Here is an 18991-nt window from a genome sequence, read left to right as displayed (position 1 = left end):
TTAATACTTTAAAATAATGAAAATCACTCCGTTTACAGAGAAACATATCATACTCGGTGCTAAAATGCACGAGTTTGCAGGTTATAATATGCCTATTGAATACTCTGGTATCATTGACGAACATCTGACTGTTTGTCAAAGTGTCGGTGTATTTGATGTGTCGCACATGGGAGAATTTTGGGTGAAAGGTCCACATGCATTAGCCTTTCTGCAGAAAATAACTTCCAATAATGTGGCGGCATTGGCTCCGGGTAAAATACAATATACCTGTTTTCCCAATGAAGAGGGAGGTATTGTAGATGATTTGCTGGTGTATCAGTACGAGCCGGAAAAATACATGTTGGTAGTCAACGCTGCCAATATGGAAAAAGACTGGAACTGGTGTGTTTCTCACAATACGGAAGGGGCCGAGTTGGAAAACTCTTCGGACAACATAGCTCAACTCGCTGTACAGGGCCCGAAGGCTGTTCTAGCTCTGCAAAAGTTGACGGACATTGATCTTGCTTCTATTCCATATTATACATTTAAAGTTGGAACGTTTGCAGGTGAAGAGAATGTGATAATCTCCAATACGGGTTATACCGGTGCGGGAGGTTTCGAACTTTATTTCTATCCGTCTGTTGCTGATCGTATATGGAAAGCGGTTTTTGAAGCTGGTGAGGAATACGGCATTAAACCTATCGGTTTGGGAGCTCGTGATACACTTCGGTTGGAAATGGGCTTCTGTCTGTATGGTAATGACTTGGATGATACTACTTCTCCGATAGAAGCCGGACTGGGCTGGATTACTAAGTTTGTGGAAGGTAAGGATTTTATCAACCGTCCGCTGCTGGAAAAACAGAAAATGGAAGGTGTTACCCGTAAACTGGTTGGTTTTGAAATGGTTGACCGCGGGATTCCCCGCCACGGCTATGAACTGGTAAATGCTGAAGGCGAGCAAGTAGGAGTGGTTACTTCCGGTACGATGTCGCCTACCCGTAAGATTGGTATCGGCATGGGATATGTAAAGCCGGAATATAGTAAAGTGGGCACGGAAATCTGTATTGATATGCGTGGTCGGAAGTTAAAAGCAGTGGTAGTGAAACCTCCTTTTAGAAAATAAGAAATAAGCTGGTTGTTGTGTATAGCCCCGGATAAGTATCGACTCTATCCGGGGCTAACTTATTTTAGGACGTTATTGCAAAACATATCCGTAGATATGTTGTTTATCCCATAGAAATAATATAATTTTGTCATCAAATACGATGAAATAATGTCTCAATTACCTACTCTTATAGCTGACCTCGCACTGATATTGATCTGTGCCGGTGTTATGACTTTGTTGTTTAAGAAGTTGAAGCAACCTCTGGTCTTGGGATATGTAGTTGCCGGATTCCTGGCAAGTCCGCATATGCCGTATACTCCTTCAGTGATGGATACTGCCAATATTAAGACATGGGCAGATATTGGTGTCATTTTCTTACTGTTTGCTCTCGGTTTGGAATTTAGTTTTAAGAAGATTGTCAAGGTGGGTGGTTCTGCCATCATAGCTGCCTGTACCATCATCTTTTGTATGATTTTGTTAGGTATAGGAGTCGGTATGGGCTTTGGCTGGCACCGGATGGACAGTCTGTTTCTGGGTGGTATGATTGCGATGTCGTCTACCACTATTATTTATAAAGCTTTTGACGATTTGGGATTAAGGAAGAAACAGTTTACCGGACTAGTGTTGAGTATCTTGATTTTGGAAGATATTTTAGCCATTGTATTAATGGTGATGCTTTCCACGATGGCGGTCAGCCATAATTTTGAAGGGACCGAAATGTTGGAGAGTATCGGCAAATTATTGTTTTTCCTTATCCTGTGGTTTGTTGTCGGCATTTATCTGATTCCTGAATTCTTAAAGCGCTGCCGGAAATTGATGGGAGAGGAGACTTTGCTTATTGTGTCGTTGGCGCTTTGCTTTGGTATGGTAGTGATGGCAGCTCATACAGGTTTCTCTGCTGCATTTGGTGCATTTATTATGGGCTCTATTTTGGCAGAAACGATTGAAGCGGAATCCATAGACCGGCTGGTGAAGCCTGTTAAGGACCTTTTCGGAGCTATCTTTTTCGTATCGGTTGGTATGATGGTAGATCCGGCAATGATTGTAGAATATGCTGTTCCTATTATAGTAATCACTTTGGCTGTTATTTTGGGGCAGTCTGTTTTTGGTACTTTCGGTGTCATACTCTCCGGAAAACCATTAAAGACGGCTATGCAATGCGGCTTTAGTTTAACGCAGATTGGTGAATTTGCATTTATTATTGCCTCTTTGGGAGTCTCCTTGCATGTAACGAGTGATTTTCTGTATCCGATAGTAGTAGCAGTCTCTGTCATTACTACTTTCCTGACTCCTTACATGATTCGTTTTGCCGAGCCGGCTTCCACTTTTGTAGATGCGCATCTTCCGGAATCATGGAAAAAAATGATGATGCGTTACTCCTCCGGTTCGCAAACAGCACTCAATCATGAGAATTTGTGGAAGAAGCTAATCTTGGCAATGGTACGTATTACAGTTGTTTATTCAATTGTCAGCATATCGATTGTTGCGCTCTCTTTTCGTTTTGTTGTGCCATTCTTTAAAGAGAATCTGCCTCATTTCTGGGCGTCGTTATTAGGAGCCGCATTTATTATCCTATGTATTGCCCCTTTCTTGCGTGCCATCATGGTGAAAAAGAACCATTCGGTCGAGTTTATGACTTTATGGCATGATAATCGTGCTAATCGTGCACCATTGTTATCAACAATCGTGATTCGCATTATGATAGCAGTGCTTTTTGTCATCTTTATTATTTCCGGATTATTTAAGGCGTCTATCGGCTTGATTATTGGTGTGGCCGTACTTGTCGTTTTGCTGATGGTATGGTCTCGCCGTCTGAAGAAGCAATCGATATTGATTGAACGTCGCTTTTTTCAGAATCTTCGTTCCAGAGATGTACGTGCAGAGTATTTAGGAGAGAAAAAACCGGAATATGCCGGGCGTTTGTTGTCGCATGATTTACATCTTGCTGATATGGAAATTCCGGGTGAATCTTGTTGGGCAGGAAAGACATTGATGGAACTGAATCTGGGAAAGAAGTTTGGAGTTCATGTGGCTTCTATCCTTCGTGGAAAGAGGCGTATTAATATTCCGGGCGGTTCTGTCCGGTTGTTTCCAATGGATAAGATACAGGTGATAGGAACAGATGAACAATTGAGCGTCTTTAATGAAGCGATGCAAAATGGAGCGAAGATAGACTGGGAGGTCTATGAAAAGAGTGAAATGGCTTTGAAGCAATTTATCATTGACAGTGATTCTGTTTTTCTGGGTAAAACGATTCGTGAATCGGGTATTCGCGACAAATATCATTGCATGATAGCGGGCGTTGAGAGTGAAGACGGTACGTTGATGGTTCCCGATGTAAATGCTCCGCTCGAAGAAGGTGATGTTGTTTGGGTGGTAGGTGAAAAAGAGGATGTATACCAATTAGTCGATCAAAAAAACGAAAAAGTACAAGCCGGATAAGAATGGAATACTTATTTTTGCAACGATAAAAACTTAAAATAATAATATCATGAAGAGTGATCCGAAAGAATGTCTGTATTGCCAGAACAATGAAACGCTGCATAATCTGATGATTGAGATAGCGCAATTGAGTGTGTCACGTGTGTTTCTGTTTAAAGAACAAACCTATCGTGGACGTTGTCTTGTTGCTTACAAAGACCATGTGAACGATTTAAATGAATTGAGTGATGAAGACCGTAATGCTTTTATGGCAGATGTAGCGCGTGTCACTCGTGCCATGCAAAAAGCTTTCCAACCGGAAAAGATTAATTATGGTGCTTACTCGGATAAATTGTCTCATCTACATTTTCATTTAGCTCCTAAGTATGTGGATGGACCTGATTATGGAGGTATATTCCAAATGAACCCGGGAAAGGTTTATCTGACTGATGCAGAATATCAGGAATTGATTGATGCTGTTAAGGCAAACCTATAAACGGTAAATTTTGCGGGGTGCCCTGAAAGGGCTTAATTATATAGCGTAGGGCAACGCCCTACGTAAAAACGGCAATCTGAATTTGCGCCCTGAAAGGGCATAATTGTATACAGTTCCGCCCTTTCAGGGCTTGTGGCTGGTGTGCTTTTTTCGTAGGGCGTTGCCCTACGCTATATAATTAAGCTCTTTCAGAGCACTTCAATAAATATATAATTGTAAGGCTTTCAGCCTAACCGCTAAATTCCCATTTATTATTCTTCACTGTCGAAATCGAAATCAAAGTCGAAATCATCCATGAACTCCGGAGTTGTAAATTCTTCCAGTTCCCGGCGGTCTTTCTTGGTCGGTCGTCCGGTTCCACGTGCACGATCTATGAATCCGCTGATTTTACTCATTTCAAGCAGTTCGTATTGATCGGGAGTAGTTACGTTTTCCATCATTTCCGATACAAGTTTGGCACCCACACGTTTTTCAATAGTTTGTAATACCTTGAATGAATAAGTGATAGGCGGTTTCTTCACCTGAATAACGTCTCCCGGTTTTATCATACGGGCAGCTTTGGCTAAAGAACCGTTGATGGTAATGCGTCCTTTTTTGCAGGCTTCTGCTGCAATCGTACGTGTCTTGAAGATGCGGACAGCCCACATCCATTTATCTATTCTTGCTTCGGCCATTTTAGTTAGTTATTTAGTGATAAATAATTCTTTGGTTAGTATCAGTTGACGTTGTCATTTATCGCTAACCGTTCATTGTCATCTTTATTTTTTTTGGGGGGGCTAGTCCATTATTTTTTATTGAACTGGTTCATTGTGATGTCAATACCGGCGAGGCAGAAACTTTTTATAATTTCCGCTGCCATCTCCAGTCTTTCATCCATTGTTTTCCAATCTTCGTTAGTGAAGTGTCCGAGTACATAATCAACCTGTCCGCCACGTGGAAAATCATTTCCGATACCAAATCGCAGGCGGGCATAGTTTTGAGTGCCCAGAATAGCGGCGATATGCTTCAATCCATTATGTCCTGCATCACTCCCTTTTCCCTTCAGGCGTAAAGTTCCAAAGGGAAGAGCCAGATCATCTACTACGATCAGTACATTTTCCAATGGAATATTTTCTTTCTGCATCCAATAGCGAACGGCCAGTCCGCTTAGGTTCATAAAAGTCGATGGCTTAAGCAAAATCAACTGGCGTCCTTTGATAGAAAAGCTGGTAGTGAATCCATATCGTCCATCCATAAAAGGGGGAGCGTTATTGATTCTAGCCAATGCTTCTACTGTCATGAATCCGATATTATGTCGGGTTTCATGATATTCGGGACCAATGTTTCCCAGTCCGACAACTAAGTATTTTATCATCGTATTTCTGTAAAACAGTTCATTAATATAGAAAGAGAAACGCAGATTAATACAAATTAATGCAGACTGAACATCTGCTTTAATCTGCATTAATCTGCGTTTGAAGTATATCTCTTTACAGGGATAATCTCAATTACTTACCAGCGGCTGCTGCTGCACCTCTTGCTGCACGAGTCAACTTAACAGCACATACAACGGCTTCTTTTGCGCTAATCAGTTCAAGACCTTCGAAGCTCAATTCGCCAACTTTAACAGTCTTACCCAATCCCAGGTGAGAAACGTTAACGGTCAACTTTTCAGGAATTACATTGTACAAAGCTTTCACTTTGATCTTACGCATCTGCAGTGCAAGTTTACCACCGGCTTTCACACCTTCTGCAAGACCTTCCAACTGTACAGGAACTTCCATTACGATAGGTTTAGCTTCGTCAATTTGATAGAAGTCAACGTGTAGGATAGTATCTTTTACCGGGTGGAACTGAATATCTTTCAGGATAGCGTTTACTTTTTTGCCATCGATAATCAGGTCTACAACGTAGATGTGCGGAGTATAAACCAAGTTACGAAGTCCTTCGTTAGTCACTGTGAAGTGAACTACTTCATTACCTCCGTAAAGTACACAAGGTACACCACCGTTCTTACGAATTTCTTTCAAAGCTCTTGCTTGTTCTGAAGAGCGTTCTGCAATTGTTCTTGCAGTTCCTTTTACTTCAATTGATTTCATTTCTTTAAAAATTTGTGTTACTCTAAATTAAGTTAGTTTGCTTAATTCACCATCACACGATGTGGATTATCACACGATGTTGCAAAAAAGCGGTGCAAAAGTACATCTTTTTTTTGAAATATCAAAGAGTTACTTTCTTAAAAGTCAATATCAATCTTAATTTCGCTCTCCAATTTGTTTTCCCGGGCTTCTTCGATTGCTTTCCGTTCATTTTCTTCATCAGCTTCGATGTTCAGGCGGGCGATATATTCGTTTGCGTCGCTGCACTCAATGAAATTGACTGCTTCTTCGAGTCCTGCCATAAACTTCTGAAAGTCTTCCCTATATAGGAAGATTTTGTGTTTCTCGAAACTAACTTGAGAATCATCGCCTTCTCCCGTTATCACTTTTTTGCTCTCTGTAATAGCCAGGAACATTTCATCTTTACGATTCTTTTTTACGTCGAGGTAATAGATGCGTTTACCTGCCTTAATGGACTTGGAGAATACGATCTCCTTATCATTCATGTCTGCGCTCATTTTCTTTTTTAAATCTTCCATATCTTTCGGTCCGTTTATAATCGGCTTCAAAATTGGATATTTTTTTTAAACTGTCAAAAGAAAAAGCGCAGAGAATCAAATACTGCATTAAAAAATGTGATTTATTAGTGGAAACTCATTAAAAATATCTACTTTTGCAGTTCGATAACAACAGTATTAATTTGAATTATGATCAACAGAGTTCTTATTCGTCTTAAGATTATACAGATAGTATATGCCTATTATCAGAATGGCAGCAAAAATCTAGACTCAGCGGAGAAAGAGTTATTCTTTAGTCTTTCAAAGGCGTATGACCTTTACAACTATTTGTTAATGCTGATGATAGCATTGACAGAGTATGCACAAAAACGTATTGATGCGGCAAAAGCTAAATTGGCACCTACGACAGAGGAATTGTATCCCAACAGGAAGTTCGTAGATAACAAGTTTATTGCTCAATTGGAAGTCAATAAACAATTGACGGAGTTTATAGCTAATCAGAAAAGAACCTGGACAAACGACCAGGATTTTATCAAAGAGCTTTATGAGAAAATTGTAGAAACCGATATCTATAAAGATTATATGGCTTCTGATGACAACTCATACGAAGCTGATCGTGAACTGTGGAGAAAAATCTATAAGACATACATCTTCAATAATGATTCTCTTGACCAGGTATTGGAAGACCAGAGTCTGTACTGGAATGATGATAAAGAAATTGTAGACACGTTCGTCTTGAAAACAATCAAACGCTTTGATGAAAAGAAGGGTGCCAACCAGGAACTGCTTCCGGAATTTAAGGATGACGAAGATCAGGAGTTTGCACGTCGTCTGTTCCGTCGCACCATTTTGAATTCTGACTATTACCGTCATTTGGTGAGTGAGAATACAAAAAACTGGGATTTGGACCGCATCGCATTTATGGATGTAATCATTATGCAGACTGCATTAGCAGAAATTCTTAGTTTCCCGAACATTCCGGTCAGTGTTTCGTTAAATGAATATGTAGAGATTGCGAAGTTGTATAGCACAGCTAAAAGCGGTAGCTTTATCAACGGTACGCTGGATGGAATAGTTAATCAATTAAAAAAAGAAGGTAAGTTGACTAAAAACTGATACCTTTGTCCATATAGTAGAAACTAAAACAGATTATTTATGAACGTATTGACTGTATTATTGCAAGCTCCTGCCGGTGCTGCCGGAGGTGGAAGTATGATGTGGATCATGCTGATAGCTATGTTTGTTATCATGTATTTCTTTATGATCCGTCCTCAAAATAAGAAGCAGAAAGAAATAGCTAATTTCCGTAAATCTCTTCAGGTAAATCAGAATGTGATTACTGCAGGTGGTATCCACGGAACAATCAAGGAAATTACTGACGACTATATAGTACTTGAGATTGCTTCTAATGTAAAGATTAAAATAGACAAGAATTCTATATTCGCTGATGCTTCAGCGGCTAGCAATCAGTCTAAATAAATAGTTGGTAAATAAATGCCTATGTTTGATCGTAGGAATATAAAATATACATATTTAAAACTATCTAAGAAAATTAAGGATTTTCTGCTTAGTGATAAGAGCAGAGAGTTCTTAATTTTTTTATTTTTCTTCCTGATAGCCGGTGGATTCTGGTTGCTTCAGACGCTCAATAATGATTATGAAGCGGAGTTTTCTATCCCGGTGCGAATGAAAGATCTTCCTAACAATGTAGTGTTGACTTCGGAACCTCCTTCCGAACTTCGTGTCAGAGTGAAAGATAAAGGAACAGTGCTTCTCAATTATATGTTGGGGAAAAGTTTCTTTCCGGTCAATCTAGGTTTTCTTGATTATAAAGGAAAAGATAATCATGTGAAAATTTATGCTTCCGACTTTGAGAAAAAAATATTAAGCCAACTGAATGTATCCTCCAAAATCCTATCGATCAAGCCGGATACATTAGAATATATCTATTCCGAAGGAAAGTCCAAGCTGGTTCCTGTTCGTTTTCAGGGGAAAGTGACAGCCGGACTTCAATATTATGTATCTGACACCATTTGTAAGCCGGACTCTGTATTGGTTTATGCTCCGGAAGGAATTTTGGATACTATAACAACTGCATATACTCAAAATATAACTTTGGAGAATATATCCGATACAACCCGGCGACGAGTTCCGCTGACTTCTGAAAGAGGAGTGAAGTTTGTTCCGGCTTCGGTAGAAATGACTTTCCCGGTGGATATTTATACGGAGAAAACGGTCGAAGTGCCATTGCATGGAGTTAATTTTCCGGCAGATAAGGTGTTACGTACTTTTCCTTCCAAAGTTCAGATTACTTTTCAAGTGGGGTTAAAACGGTTCCGCAGTATAAAAGCAAGCGATTTTATCATCAATATTTCTTATGAAGAATTGCTGAAGCTTGGCTCTGATAAATATACGGTTAAATTGAAGTCGTTTCCAAGTGGAATAAATCAAATACGTATTGTTCCCGAGCAAGTGGACTTCCTGATAGAACAAATTACTTCTAATGGCGATTAAGATTGGCATAACCGGTGGTATTGGTAGTGGAAAAAGTGTTGTTTCCAGACTACTCGGAATAATGGGAATACCTGTCTATATATCAGATATAGAAGCAAAGCGAATCACACAGACAGATCCGGTGATTCGCCGGGGGCTTTGTGATCTGGTTGGTCAGGATGTGTTTCAGGGTGGAGAGTTGAATCGTTCTTTGTTGGCTTCTTATATGTTCGGTCATCAGGATCATGTGCGGAAAGTGAATGAGATTATTCATCCGCAAGTGAAAGAAGATTTCCGTCAATGGGCTGCCCGGTTGAAAAGTGAACTGCTGGTGGGTATGGAGTCTGCAATACTGGTGGAGGCTGGTTTTAAGGATGAAGTTGATTTTCTGGTTATGGTATATGCGCCGCTGGAAGTGAGAGTGGAACGTGCTGTAAAGCGGGACTGTTCGTCAAGAGAACTGGTGATGAAGCGTATCGAAGCTCAAATGAGTGATGAAGTAAAGAGAAGCCATGTCGATTTCGTGATAGTGAATGATGATGAAACACCGGTAATTCCACAGGTTTTGGAGCTTATTTCTTTGCTATCTAAAAATAATCATTACCTTTGCTCCGCAAAAAAATAATTAATAAATAAAAGGATATATACTATGTTGAAGACTATCTTGTCTATCTCAGGTAAACCGGGATTATACAAACTTATTTCGCAAGGAAAAAATATGTTAATTGTTGAATCAGTCAATGCTGAAAAGAAACGTTTCCCTGCTTATGGTAATGAAAAAATTATCTCTTTGGCAGATATAGCAATGTACACGGACGATGCAGAAGTTCCTTTGTATGATGTGTTGGAGTCAATAAAAGAGAAAGAAAAATCAGCGCAGGCTTCTATTGATCCGAAAAAAGCGACTCCCGAACAATTGCGTGAATACTTGGCTGAAGTATTACCTAATTTTGATCGTGAACGTGTATATGTAGCCGATATTAAGAAATTGGTTGCTTGGTATAACATCTTAATTTCTAATGGAATTACAGAATTCAAACCGGAAGGAGAGATTAAGGAAGAAGAAGTTGCAGAGTAATCTGTATAGTTTATTTGATAGGAATAAAGAACATGATAATCATTTAAGGTGGTTATCATGTTTTTTTATATAAACACTTGTAGGTTTAGGAAAAAATTAGTATTATTTGGGTAATCTTTTGCAATAATAAATATCTTCTACTTATATTGTAAATAATGATGCTTTTTATGTATCTTTGTCGCTGTTCACCATTCTTGGGAATATAGCTCGTGGATGCTGAATAACGTTTTTTAATGTTGGGTATGGAGACAATAACAAATAAAGAAGTAAACGTCCGTTTGGACAATGAAAAAGGGACATTATGCCTGACAGGTTTGTTGGCAGGTACAATGGTATTCCTTTACGATTCACAGGGAGAACTAAGAGGCAAACATAAATTTGCTTTGCCTTCATTGACTATGGAAATACCCCAACCGGGCACTTATGTTTTGGTGATGAGTCATCCGAACTGCCAACCGGAAGTTCGGCGAATTACATATTTAGGAATATAAAAAAGGGGCTGCCTAACATGTTTCTTTTTAACGATTTCACCCCTATCAGAGTTCAAACAAACTCTGATAGGAGTGATTTTTAATTTTAGAGACTTGTTAGACAGTCCCATTCTATTTGAATGATGACTTTTAATTTCTGAATACCAATCCGTCTCCGTCAGCATCAACGATAATTGCTTTGCTTCGGTCGACTTCCTGTGATAGTAACTTCTTGGATAGATCATTCAGCAGATAGCGTTGAATAGCCCTCTTCACCGGACGAGCTCCAAATTCAGGATCATAACCCACTTGCGATAAGAAGTTCAATGCTCCTTCTGTCAATTGCAGTTCCACTCCGTTTTCGGCAAGCATTTTCTGTACTCCTTTAATTTGTAAAAGTACGATTTGCTTGATTTCTTTTTCGTTCAATGGTAAGAACATAATCGTTTCATCAATACGGTTCAGGAATTCCGGACGAATTGTCTTTTTCAACATATTCATCACTTCCTTCTTCGTTTCTTCGATTACTTCTTCCTTATTGGAACCATGCAACTTCTCCATCTGACTTTGTATATAAGAACTGCCCATATTTGAAGTCATGATGATAATGGTATTTTTGAAGTTGACCACCCTTCCTTTATTGTCAGTCAGTCGTCCGTCATCCAATACCTGTAACAGAATATTGAAGACATCCGGATGAGCCTTTTCTATTTCGTCAAACAAAACAACAGAGTAAGGTTTCCGTCGTATAGCTTCTGTCAACTGACCGCCCTCATCGTATCCAACATATCCCGGAGGCGCTCCGACCAGACGGGAGACACTATGCTTTTCCTGATACTCACTCATATCGATACGAGTCATCATCGTTTCGTCATCAAACAGGAACTCTGCCAATGCCTTTGCTAATTCGGTCTTACCTACGCCGGTGGTTCCCAGGAAGATAAATGACCCGATCGGACGTTTCGGATCTTGTAATCCGGCACGGCTACGGCGCACAGCATCTGCCACCGCTTCAATCGCTTCGTCCTGACCAATTACACGTTGATGAAGTTCTTCTTCCAAGTGCAACAGTTTATCTTTTTCACTTTGCAGCATCTTGCTGACAGGAATACCAGTCCAGCGGGAAACAACATCAGCAATATCTTCAGCGTCTACCTCCTCTTTAATCATGGCTTTATCGCCTTGCATATCACGCAGTTGCTTTTGAGTATCTTCTATTTCTTTATCCAAAGCCTGAAGTTTACCATAACGGATTTCGGCTACTTTACCATAATCGCCTTCACGTTCGGCTTTTTCTGCTTCAAATTTAAGATTCTCTATCTCAACCTTGTTCTGCTGGATTTTATCCATCAGCGTTTTCTCACTTTGCCATTTAGCTTTAAAGGACTTTTCCTGTTCTTTAAGCTCGGCAAGTTCCTTACCGATAATTTCCAGTTTCGGTTTATCGTTTTCACGTTTGATAGCCTCGCGCTCAATTTCCAGCTGCTTGATTTTACGGGAAATCTCATCCAGTTCTTCAGGAACGGAATCTACTTCCATACGCAGTTTGGCTGCGGCTTCGTCCATCAGGTCAATGGCTTTATCCGGCAGGAAGCGGTCGGTGATGTAACGGCTACTCAATTCGACGGCTGCAATGATTGCGTCGTCTTTGATACGTACGTGATGATGGTTCTCGTAACGTTCTTTCAATCCGCGAAGGATGGAAATGGTACTCAAGTTATCCGGTTCGTCCACTTGCACGATTTGGAAACGACGCTCCAATGCTTTATCCTTTTCGAAGTATTTTTGATATTCGTCGAGGGTTGTTGCTCCGATGGAACGTAGTTCTCCACGAGCTAAGGCGGGCTTTAGAATGTTGGCGGCATCCATGGCACCTTCACCTTTTCCGGCACCTACCAGCGTGTGAATCTCATCAATGAACAGAATAATATCACCTTCTGATTTCTTCACCTCATTGACAACTGATTTCAATCGTTCTTCAAATTCACCTTTGTACTTTGCACCGGCAACCAGTGCTCCCATATCCAGTGAATAAACTTGTTTGTTCTTCAGGTTTTCGGGCACGTCTCCGCGAAGGATACGATGTGCCAAACCTTCTACGATAGCCGTTTTACCGGTACCCGGTTCACCAATCAGAATCGGGTTGTTCTTTGTACGGCGGCTCAATATCTGTAATACCCGGCGGATTTCTTCATCACGTCCGATTACGGGATCCAGTTTTCCGCTACGGGCAGCTTCGTTCAGGTTGATAGCATACTTTTCCAATGATTGATAAGTATCTTCACTGGATTGTGATGTAACCTTTTCTCCTTTTCTCAATTCGCTGATAGCGTTGCGCAATTCTTTTTCCGTCATACCGGCATCTTTCAAGATCGTGGAGACGGTACTCTTAACGGTCAGCAATGCCAGTATGATAGGCTCTAATGAAACAAACTCGTCGCCCATTTCTTTAGAATACTGTGTTGCTTTCTGCAAAACTTCGTTGGATTCACGACTTAGATACGGTTCTCCGCCGGATACTTTCGGCAGGGAGTCGATTTGCTTGTCGACCACGAGAGCTACTTGCTGTCCATTCATACCAAGTTTTTGGAAGATGAAATTAGTGACGTTTTCGCCTACTTTCATTACTCCCTGCATGATGTGGACAGGTTCAATGGCTTGTTGTCCCCGGCTTTGTACCAGGTTTACGGCCTCCTGTACCGCTTCTTGAGATTTAATGGTAAAATTGTTAAAGTTCATATCTTTGTTCTCCTTTCTTATTTCACGTTTTTAATAACACCTAAAGGGGCTCAAAAGATTTGCCAAGTATAAAAATATGACAAAATAGCATGAGTATTAAGGAGTTAAAGGACAAAATGACCTTTTTTATCTAGATATGACTGACGAATTTACCATATACTCCACAGAATAGGATGGGCTTCAGAATAAGATGGGTTTTCAATGAAGTTTACTATTCTGTGGAGAGACGATTGTTAGAAGATTCTTATCGGGAAGTCTCTAAGCTCTCTTTCTACTTTTTTTGCATTAAATTTGTGTGCGTTGAAATTCTTTCCCAACCATTCCCGATATTCTTTTGCAGCTTTTGAGTGTGGTTGTTTTAATGCCTCCAACATCTCTTGGTAACCATATATTCCTCCGCAATCTTCGGGTGGACATGCATTTGCTCCGTCTATGAGAAAGACGCCTTGTGTTTCGTCCTTTTTATATGCTTGTTGTGATTCCAGGGTAATCCGATGCATCCAGCTATCTCCGAAATCATATTCATATTTAATATGTGAGCCTTTTCGGGTAAGGATCTCTCCTAAAGAGAGAGAGTAGGAGTTGACTGTTTTAACGGGATCAAACAAAAAATCGTCATCGGATTCTTCGGTTGTATATATTGTTTTCCCTTTTTGAAACAGATGCATGTGATAGCCTTCCCAACCCATTGCGGTATTTATGACATCCGCAAAACTTTCCAGACGGATGTCGGAAGGGACTTCCACTATACGATATATTTCCGGGTCGGAATCAATCAAAGAAATTTTTATATTGAGTTTTTTAGAGGTTTGTTCTCCAATGTAGAAAGAGTTGTCGTATTCATCATCGTCAAACTCGTCATCGTATTCTTCATCAAATTCGTTATCATCAAATTCATTATTCTCATTGAAGGCAAAGAACTCATTCAATAAGTTCATTAGTTCTTCCATACTGTCCACCTCCAATCCCTTCAGTTCTGCGTGTGGCATTTCTTTTTTTATCTCTTTGATTCCTTTTCTCGTTAATGTATTGGGTATTTTGAATCGTTTATAGATTTTTTCCAATATAGGCAACGTTTCTATGGCACGGATATTCATCAACGTATTTGTGATATAGTCAATTATCGCGATATTATTATCTTCCCCACGCTCAAACTGATCGTAATAAGAATTCAATAATTGGCAGAACCAGTTAATAATTTCCAATCTTCGTTCAGGGTTGGTTATGGCAATTTGTGCGACAGCACTACAAATATCTTCTTTTCCGAAAGGAGCGATTCCGTCTTCATTCATGAAACTAAGTAGCAAAGGCAATTGGTGCTGCCCGAGTTGGTAAATGATGGCAATGGTGGCTTCATCCTGTACGAGGTGGCAGTAGGAAGCGAGGAAAGTCGGACTTTGCCGCATTATTTCCAAGATGATATTTAGAGAAGATTCCATTCGGTAATGTTCCATTGCCCAGTAGATATACCATAACTTAAAAGGCCTGTCTTCTTCTTTTGCGTTTTCGAGAGGTCCTTGATAATGGATAAATAGATGCAGGATAAAGTTGCGCAAATCTTTTTCTAATTCGGCAGCGGGTACTGTCGTGCAATCTTTTTTAAACTCGTCAAATGGGTAGTCTTTGCATGTCTGCATATCCCAAAGCCTTTGCAGGTAAGCTGCAATGGGGGTTGCTTCCGAGCTATAGTCCGGATGCTGATAGTGATAGAAAGCTTCTTCCATTTGTTGGTAGATTTTTTCTAATCCGTTATTGCTTAATATATCTATCACTTCTTGTTGTTCTTCGGGTGTAAACAAGTTTAATACTTCAGTCATAATCGCATCGAGATCAATCGAAGTTTGGTTCTTTTTCTTATTCATTATCGTGTCATTTAATAAATTTGTCAATTTTCTCCAAAGGTACACCTCTTTGTTGAGTAATAGCCTGATAATTTCTCTTTTTTTTAAATATTCTTTCCGGAGAAGATAAGAAAGTTTATCTTTGCCCTATAGTAGAGAGTAAATCTGTTTTCTAATTGATGACTAATGATATGAATGATAAACCACAAATAAAATTATCAGAGACAGTGGTGCTGATTGATGCCGCTTTCCTGAATTTTGTAATTACGGATATGAAGAGATACTTCGAAGAGACTTTGCAACGTTCTTTACAAGAGATCGATCTTTCGATGTTGACTACCTATCTGACTTTGGATGCAGGGATTGCGGAAGGAAAAAATGAAGTGCAGTTTCTTTTTGTTTATGATAAAGAGTCAGGTAATCTTGCGCATTGCCAGCCTTCTGACTTGGAGAAAGAGTTGAATGGAGTTGCTTTTCAAAGCCCTTATGGAGAATATTCGTTTGCCAGTGTTCCGTCGGAAGGGATGGTGTCGAGAGAGGAGTTGTTTTTAGACTTATTATCCATTGTAGCCGATTCGGCCGATGTGAAAAAAATGATTCTGGTATCTTTCAATGAAGAATATGGAAAGAAAGTGACTGATGCTTTGAATGAAGTACAGGGCAAGGAGATTGTCCAATTCCGAATGAACGAACCGGATACTCCGGTAGCTTATAAATGGGATATGTTGGCTTTTCCTGTCATGCAGGCATTGGGAATCAGAGCCGATGAATTATAGCCATAGCTACCCATTTCAGTCATTAATCGCTAATCACTAATAAGTTAATCACTATTTTCCATGTCCGATTTTCGTTTAAAAGTATTTCAGAGCGTGGCGAAGAATTTAAGTTTTACGAAGGCTTCGCAAGAGCTGTTTGTCAGTCAGCCTGCTATCACTAAGCACATTCAGGAACTGGAAGCTTATTATCAGACTCGTTTGTTCGATCGTCAGGGCAGTAAGATCTCGTTGACTAAGTCCGGAGAACTATTATTGAAACATAGCGAAAAGATTTTGGACGATTATAAACAGTTGGAATATGAGATGCATTTGTTGCATAATGAATATATCGGCGAACTGAAACTGGGTGCCAGTACTACGATTGCGCAATATGTACTTCCTCCTTTGTTGGCGGATTTTATAGCCAAGTTTCCACAAATCAATCTTTCTTTGATTAATGGAAATTCCCGGGGAGTGGAAGCTGCTTTACAAGAACATCGGATTGATTTGGGATTGGTTGAAGGAATCTTCCGTTTGCCTAATCTGAAGTATACTCCATTTTTGCAAGACGAACTGGTTGCCGTGGTTCATACCCATAGTAAATTGGCTGTTTCGGATGAGATCGCTCCGGAAGATTTGCCAAATATCCCCTTAGTTTTGCGGGAGAGAGGTTCAGGAACGTTGGATGTGTTTGAACGTTCCCTGTTACGCCATAATTTGAAACTTTCTTCTTTGAATGTATTGATGTATCTCGGTAGTACGGAGAGCATCAAGCTTTTTTTGGAACATACAGATTGTATGGGAATTGTTTCTATCCGTTCTGTTTATAAGGAACTGGTTGCCGGTAATTTTCGTGTGGTTGAGATAAAAGGAATGCCCATGCAGCGCGAGTTTAATTTTGTGCAACTGCAAGGGCAGGAGGGAGGTTTATCTCAAGCTTTCATGCGATTTGCCGGGCATCACAGTAAGAGTTTGTAATCAAACCTCTTCCATACGGACTAATTCCCAGCCGCAGAATTGTATGACAATGCAGTGAAGTTGAGTTCCCTGACATAGTTGGCGAACTTTCGGACCGGCAGCATAACCATGAATTTGTTCAACGGCTTCCTGCCATTGTGCGGTGCCTTGGGTGTCGTATTTTTCTTTCGGCAGATATTTTAATTCCAAGATATAGCTATGCGCTACTTCTGCGTAACGTTGCAGATCGGGCATCAGAAACATATCGCAAAAGCCGTGATTCAGTTCTACTTCAGGCATTGTGAGATAGTAGGCGTTCACGCTAAGGTAAGCGGTGAAAAATCCCTGAATGTTACGTTCGCCCTCAATGCTGCTGCGTACGGAAGTATTCTCCTTATAAGCTTTGGCTATGAATTCCAATGCCGGTCGCCATTGTCCGTCAAAAGCCATATCATTGAATAGAATCTCTATATCTATCAGGTTGATATAATGGTGATTTTGATATTCTTCCAGGATATATTCATAATATTGTTTACGGACATTCGTGTTGGGAATTCCCAGGATAGTCAGATTTCCACGTGTTCCGATGATAGTTAGCATACCATAATAAAACAATAGGCTGGGGAATATTTCCGGATTCGTAATTTGATCGGCAGAAAAAGACTGGTATAGGTTAGTCATGATTTTCCCTTCTTCGGCAATTCGTTTGATAACACCTTTGCGGTTACCGTCAAGACGGTCAAGTTGAATCAGTTTTTTCATCTTATTGTAGTCCGTACGGGTATTAGGATCAATCATCTGTTCAGGAGATTCTCCTAACTGAATTCGATTACGTAGGTAATAGAGTACCATGTCGCAATTAAACATTTTAGGATCTGATTTTAGACTTTGGCGAGCAAAACAATAATTATCATACCATGGCTTCATCTCCTGAATCATTTCTTCAATGTCTCCTTGTAACTGCCCTGCTTCCTGATAATATCGGAGCATAGTACGTACGTCTTCTTCAGAAAATCCCAGCATTTGATTAAACAGTGGATTAGTGCTGATGTTCCAACCTATGTTATATCCGCTTGACAAGTCGTCCAAAGTTACGGGGCTGACCCCAATCATGAATATACGGTCGAACATTCCTTTATAATTCTTGAAGGCATCTCTGTAGAATCCGCTGGCATGGGTGATGGCGTGGTATATCTCATTTCCTTTCTCGTTGAGTACGACATTTGTGAAATTGTCATACTCATCTATAATAAGGTATAGGGGATACCCTTGACGGCGTGCTTCATCGTCTAGTATATGCAGTTTATCAATCCCTTTTTCCGCTGTACTGAAGCGTTCAATAAACTCATCCGTGTAGTATTCACGATAACGGTTCAGAAAGCCATCCAGTTGCACTGCGCTATACGAATCAAATCTTTGCGGCAGTTCATCAATGTTGCCGCCAATCTTGGAAAAGTCAAGATAAAGCATTTGATATTTGCCTTGAAGCGGAGTTGTATTCTGCCCGATCCAGAGATTCCCGAAAAGTTGCTGGAATTTATCTTTCTGTGAAAGGTCATAATATGAACGAAGCATGCTTAGTAGCAGGCTCTTGCCAAAGCGTCTCGGACGGATGAATATCAGATAGTTGGCTTGATCTTCCAACATGGGGATATACATTGTTTTATCCACATAATAGCGGTTTTGCGTGATTACATCCTCAAAATTGGACATACCATAAGGAATTCCTTTTATTGTTCCCATAACTTTTTCAGATTGTTTCTTCTTGTTTTCCAAACAATTAATTACCAAAGATAGTTTTTTTGAAATGGATATTCCATTCTTTTGCGCTTATTTTTTATCTAATTATAAACGCAGTTTTTAACGTCAGGGATTATTCTTCTACTAGAAAAGAAAAAACGTTTTTATTTCTCATATTCTCATGATTTTACATTAATCATCATATAATCAGTGAATTATAGTATGAGAAATGTTTTTAATAAATCGCATTTCTCATCATTTCCGGGTGAAATAAGCCTTAAAAACAGTTATTTCTCATACTTTTTTAAGTCATTTCTCATA

Annotated in this window: 18 protein-coding genes; 11 read left to right on the top strand and 7 right to left on the bottom strand. The window is 39.9% G+C overall.

The features are described from left to right. Positions 1-16 precede the first annotated feature (16 nt). The 3 genes from gcvT to HMPREF9009_RS21165 all read left to right on the top strand — a co-directional run bounded on the left by gcvT (position 17) and on the right by HMPREF9009_RS21165 (position 4001). Entirely contained in the window at positions 17-1102 is a 1086-nt protein-coding gene (gene gcvT, locus HMPREF9009_RS21175) for a glycine cleavage system aminomethyltransferase GcvT (protein WP_049703187.1), read from the top strand. Positions 1103-1252: 150 nt separating this feature from the next. Further along, entirely contained in the window at positions 1253-3526 is a 2274-nt protein-coding gene (locus HMPREF9009_RS21170; protein WP_049703186.1) for a monovalent cation:proton antiporter family protein, read from the top strand. A gap of 49 nt (positions 3527-3575) precedes the next feature. Further along, complete coding sequence (locus HMPREF9009_RS21165) at positions 3576-4001, top strand: HIT family protein (RefSeq protein ID WP_004309783.1); 426 nt, start codon at positions 3576-3578, stop codon at positions 3999-4001. 251 nt (positions 4002-4252) lie between these two features. Here HMPREF9009_RS21165 and HMPREF9009_RS21160 read toward each other — a convergent pair whose 3' ends face one another. The 4 genes from HMPREF9009_RS21160 to HMPREF9009_RS21145 form a co-directional block, all read right to left on the bottom strand. Further along, a complete protein-coding gene (locus HMPREF9009_RS21160; RefSeq protein WP_024986441.1) occupies positions 4253-4675 on the bottom strand; it encodes an RNA-binding S4 domain-containing protein in 423 nt (140 codons plus the stop codon). 110 nt (positions 4676-4785) lie between these two features. After that, positions 4786-5352, bottom strand: a complete 567-nt coding sequence (gene pth, locus HMPREF9009_RS21155) for an aminoacyl-tRNA hydrolase (protein ID WP_049703416.1) — start codon at positions 5350-5352, stop codon at positions 4786-4788. A gap of 136 nt (positions 5353-5488) precedes the next feature. After that, the gene (locus tag HMPREF9009_RS21150; RefSeq protein ID WP_004309786.1) at positions 5489-6079 is read right to left on the bottom strand and encodes a 50S ribosomal protein L25/general stress protein Ctc; all 591 of its coding nucleotides are present in this window, start codon (positions 6077-6079) and stop codon (positions 5489-5491) included. Between the two features lie 137 nt (positions 6080-6216). Continuing rightward, positions 6217-6618, bottom strand: coding sequence for a PUR family DNA/RNA-binding protein (locus tag HMPREF9009_RS21145; protein ID WP_004309787.1), 402 nt, complete (start codon positions 6616-6618; stop codon positions 6217-6219). Between the two features lie 168 nt (positions 6619-6786). Between HMPREF9009_RS21145 and nusB the strand changes: the two genes are divergently transcribed. From nusB to HMPREF9009_RS21115, 6 genes are all read left to right on the top strand, one after another. Then, on the top strand, positions 6787-7713 hold the full coding sequence (nusB, locus tag HMPREF9009_RS21140; protein ID WP_004313974.1) for a transcription antitermination factor NusB: 927 nt from the start codon (positions 6787-6789) through the stop codon (positions 7711-7713). 39 nt (positions 7714-7752) lie between these two features. Further along, positions 7753-8076 (top strand): preprotein translocase subunit YajC, encoded by a 324-nt coding sequence (gene yajC / locus HMPREF9009_RS21135; protein ID WP_004302063.1) that lies wholly within the window; start codon positions 7753-7755, stop codon positions 8074-8076. 21 nt (positions 8077-8097) lie between these two features. After that, the gene (locus HMPREF9009_RS21130) at positions 8098-9111 is read left to right on the top strand and encodes a CdaR family protein (RefSeq protein ID WP_049703415.1); all 1014 of its coding nucleotides are present in this window, start codon (positions 8098-8100) and stop codon (positions 9109-9111) included. After that, complete coding sequence (gene coaE, locus HMPREF9009_RS21125) at positions 9101-9715, top strand: dephospho-CoA kinase (protein WP_049703185.1); 615 nt, start codon at positions 9101-9103, stop codon at positions 9713-9715. The genes HMPREF9009_RS21130 and coaE overlap by 11 nt, the downstream gene beginning before the upstream one ends. A gap of 24 nt (positions 9716-9739) precedes the next feature. Beyond that, complete coding sequence (locus tag HMPREF9009_RS21120) at positions 9740-10168, top strand: DUF5606 family protein (RefSeq protein ID WP_004313967.1); 429 nt, start codon at positions 9740-9742, stop codon at positions 10166-10168. A gap of 233 nt (positions 10169-10401) precedes the next feature. Next, the gene (locus tag HMPREF9009_RS21115; RefSeq protein WP_004313966.1) at positions 10402-10659 is read left to right on the top strand and encodes a hypothetical protein; all 258 of its coding nucleotides are present in this window, start codon (positions 10402-10404) and stop codon (positions 10657-10659) included. Between the two features lie 129 nt (positions 10660-10788). Here the strand turns inward: HMPREF9009_RS21115 and clpB are convergent, their stop codons facing one another. After that, positions 10789-13377: an ATP-dependent chaperone ClpB gene (gene clpB, locus HMPREF9009_RS21110; protein WP_004313964.1), complete on the bottom strand. Its 2589-nt coding sequence runs from the start codon at positions 13375-13377 to the stop codon at positions 10789-10791. 233 nt (positions 13378-13610) lie between these two features. Continuing rightward, positions 13611-15239, bottom strand: a complete 1629-nt coding sequence (locus tag HMPREF9009_RS21105; RefSeq protein WP_049703184.1) for a plasmid pRiA4b ORF-3 family protein — start codon at positions 15237-15239, stop codon at positions 13611-13613. Positions 15240-15409: 170 nt separating this feature from the next. Here HMPREF9009_RS21105 and HMPREF9009_RS21100 point away from each other — a divergent pair, with 170 nt between their 5' ends. Beyond that, positions 15410-15994 carry a DUF6621 family protein gene (locus tag HMPREF9009_RS21100; RefSeq protein WP_032811814.1) on the top strand — a complete coding sequence of 195 codons (585 nt, stop codon included), beginning with the start codon at positions 15410-15412 and terminating at the stop codon, positions 15992-15994. Between the two features lie 60 nt (positions 15995-16054). Then, the gene (locus HMPREF9009_RS21095) at positions 16055-16951 is read left to right on the top strand and encodes a LysR substrate-binding domain-containing protein (protein WP_008021299.1); all 897 of its coding nucleotides are present in this window, start codon (positions 16055-16057) and stop codon (positions 16949-16951) included. On the opposite strand, the gene HMPREF9009_RS21090 is transcribed toward HMPREF9009_RS21095, so the two are convergent. Further along, entirely contained in the window at positions 16952-18673 is a 1722-nt protein-coding gene (locus tag HMPREF9009_RS21090; RefSeq protein WP_032851498.1) for an ATP-binding protein, read from the bottom strand. Positions 18674-18991 lie beyond the last annotated feature (318 nt).

Source organism: Bacteroides sp. 3_1_13 (assembly GCF_001185845.1).
GTDB lineage: Bacteria > Bacteroidota > Bacteroidia > Bacteroidales > Bacteroidaceae > Bacteroides > Bacteroides xylanisolvens.
This window is presented reverse-complemented; position numbering and strand designations above follow the sequence as displayed.